This is a genomic window from Paracoccus marinaquae (genome assembly GCF_018860165.1).
Lineage (GTDB): Bacteria > Pseudomonadota > Alphaproteobacteria > Rhodobacterales > Rhodobacteraceae > Paracoccus > Paracoccus marinaquae.
Window position 1 is genome coordinate 1 of sequence record NZ_JAHKNG010000096.1, and the last position, 2697, is coordinate 2697.

General features: G+C 62.8%; 4 protein-coding genes. All 4 read right to left on the reverse strand.

All coding sequences use genetic code 11. The annotated features are described in order from the left end of the window. The coding region (locus KNW02_RS20285) for an ATP-binding protein (RefSeq protein ID WP_252734160.1) at positions 1-271 on the reverse strand (271 nt) is incomplete at its 3' end. Further along, positions 268-1785 (reverse strand): IS21 family transposase, encoded by a 1518-nt coding sequence (istA, locus tag KNW02_RS20290; protein ID WP_431356781.1) that lies wholly within the window; start codon positions 1783-1785, stop codon positions 268-270. The genes KNW02_RS20285 and istA, both read right to left, overlap by 4 nt. Positions 1786-1923: 138 nt before the next feature. After that, the gene (locus KNW02_RS20295; protein ID WP_216034995.1) at positions 1924-2289 is read right to left on the reverse strand and encodes a hypothetical protein; all 366 of its coding nucleotides are present in this window, start codon (positions 2287-2289) and stop codon (positions 1924-1926) included. A gap of 185 nt (positions 2290-2474) precedes the next feature. Then, positions 2475-2697, reverse strand: a 223-nt coding sequence (locus tag KNW02_RS20300) for a hypothetical protein (protein ID WP_216034996.1), incomplete at its 5' end; no start/stop codon positions are given.

A 2697-nucleotide genomic window follows, 5' to 3' on the forward strand; every position in this document is an offset into this window, starting at 1 on the left:
CTTTGGAGATCATCGGGACGGCCACGAAGTCGAAGTTGTCGATGGTCTTCCCGGGCGGCAGATGGGCTTCGGCCAGATGTCTTGCCGTCCTGCGATGGACACGTTCGGCCAGTTCGTGTTCGGCGATCGCACAGAGGAAGCGCGCGGCGGGCCAGCCCTCCTTGTCCGCCTGCCGCGCGAACTCGGGCCAGAGGGTCTTGATGGTGGGCAACCTCAGCTCGTTCAGCATGATGCCGAGGCGGGCTTCATCGACGCTATGATCGTTCTTCATGCGCGTGCTCCCGCCATGGCCGGGGTCCTGACAAGTGCCTCGTAGCTTCCCAGCGAGACCGGCCGCACCGAGACGACCGGCAATTCGGCCGGGTCCGGGGCGAACTTCCTTCGCAAGGCAGCAAGGTCCGGGAGGGTGTCGGCCCCGAGAACACGGGCGAGTTCACCGGCCAGCTCCACCTCACAGCCGCGGTCATGGGCAAGCGCAAGCAGTTCGACCGTGATCTTGCAGGCCTGCCGATCGGACAGTCGCTCGCAGAGCAGATCAAAGGCCCGCCGGTATTCCTGCCGGGGAAAGAGCTTGTCGCGATAGACCAGCCCCAGAAGCGCCATGGGCTTCTTGCGCAGTGAATGGATGACATGGTGGTAATTCACGACCTGGTCATGCTTGCCGTTGGCCTGCGCGCGGCCTCTGGGCAGCGTCAGCAGCTGCGTGCCGCCGATGAAGACCTCAAGGCGGTCATCGAACAGGCGCACGCGCAGCCTGTGGCCGATCAGACGGGAGGGGACGGTGTAGAACACCTTGCGCAAGGTGAAGCCGCCGGTTGAGGAGACGGTGACGATCACCTCCTCGAAGTCGGTGCTGCGGCGCGGCGGCAGTCCCTGCAAATGGGGGCGTTCCGCCGCGATACGTTTGCCATGGGCCACGTTCCGGCGGCCGGCGATCTCGTCGATGAAGGCCCGGTAGCTGCCAAGATCGTCGAAGTCGCAACTGCCGCGCATCAGCAGCGCATCCCGGATCGCGCTCTTGAGATGGCCGTGGGCGCTTTCGATCGAACCGTTCTCATGCGCCACACCCTTGTTGTTGCGGGTCGGCTTCATCCGGTAATGGGCGCACAGCGCCTCGTAACGTGTCGTCAGGTCCGCCCGCGCGTCACCGTCGAGATTGCGGAATGCCGCCGACAGGCTGTCGCTGCGATGATAATGCGGCGCAGCCCCCACCGACCACAGCGCATTCTGCAGCCCCTCCGCCAGGGCGACGAAGCTCTCGCCGCCGAGGATGACATGGGCATGCTCGAACCCCGACCACGGCAGGCGGAAGTGGTAGAGAAGGTGATCCAGAGCCTGGCCCGCAATGGTCACGCCGATCGACCCCATGTCCGTAAAATCCGACAGACCGAGCCGGCCGGGCTCGTGAACCTGCCGGAAGATCACCTCCTGATCTTCCCCATGTTCAGCCCGCCAGGCGCGGATCCGGCGCTCCAGCGTCCGGCGAATACTCGGGGACAGTTCCGGGTGGCGGCGCAACATCTCCTCGTAGACAGCCACCGGCCGAATGCCCGGCGCGGATTGTAGCAAGGGCACGACCTCGGCGTCGAAGATACGCTCCAGCGGGTCTGGCCGCCGCCGTCCCCGCGGTTGGGCTTTTTGCGAAGGCAACCTGGGGTCCTGCAAAATGCGGTATCCGCTCGACCGGCTCATCCCGGCCTTGGCCGCAGCGGATTCGATGGGGTGGTCTTGTCTCAACTTCATGAAAAGTCTCATCTGATGATCGGTTACATGGCGCCCCGGCACAAAGGTGGGTCTCCCTTCCTGGAAACCTCCAGTGTAGCGGGCCGGCCGCGATCACAGACCCCGTAACCGGGCGAAGCGGCGGGTGTGTGCCTCCGGTCGGGCTACGCCCTCCCTCCGACACACACCCGCCGCACCGTCTCATCCTGATTGACGCGGAATCTCACCCTGTTTGTCGCGCCGCACTGAGCCATCGTGTCGGGCGGCGAAGTTTGCCATGCCCCAGCGCAGCCTCAATTCGCCGTCGTCAGGACTTGCCAACGCCTCTTCCCTGCATGTAATCAGGGCGGCCTCGCCGTTCTGGTTGATCTCGAAGCTCGTCGTCAGATCGCTCGGGATGAGGTCGCGACAGCTCTGCTTCGCCGCTGATGCAGGGGATGTCTGAACGGCAAGGACAGCCATCGCCAGGACGGCAGCGCGCATCCAGCCTGAAAGGCACGCACGTTCTTCATTGATCTGAATATCCGGACGAGCGTCGACACAATTCATTCTTCGAACCAGGTTCATCTTTCCCTCGCGAAAAGCCTTGAATCGTCAAATCAGTATCGATGATTGGTAGAAAGGGAGGGTCGAACTTCATCTTGATGTGCTCTGCACGGCCACGATGGGCAGGCAGTTTCACCACGATTGCATTAAGGCTGTCGCCGAGCCGCCAGTCAAGTTTCAACGCCGGTTTGATAGCAAATTTCCAATCAGGCGAGGAGATTTCCGGCTCGATTCAAAGGCCGAACATCCGGAATGCAGCGCTGCGCGCGCAGGATGAGAGCCGGAAGGTGGGGCGCTGAAGACGCTCTGATGTCTTTTTTCAAGTGTTTTCCCACGCGATCAGTGACGCCGGGGCGTTTATCGTGATCTGGACGCCCAAAGGTGGGCACGAGGTCTGAAGACGTCGGTAAACAAGCTCTGATGCGCGGT

What these genes read in the sequence shown, in the direction of transcription:
- KNW02_RS20295 (WP_216034995.1), bottom strand. Translation starts at nt 2,289, where the DNA reads ATGAACCTGGTTCGAAGAATGAATTGTGTCGACGCTCGTCCGGATATT.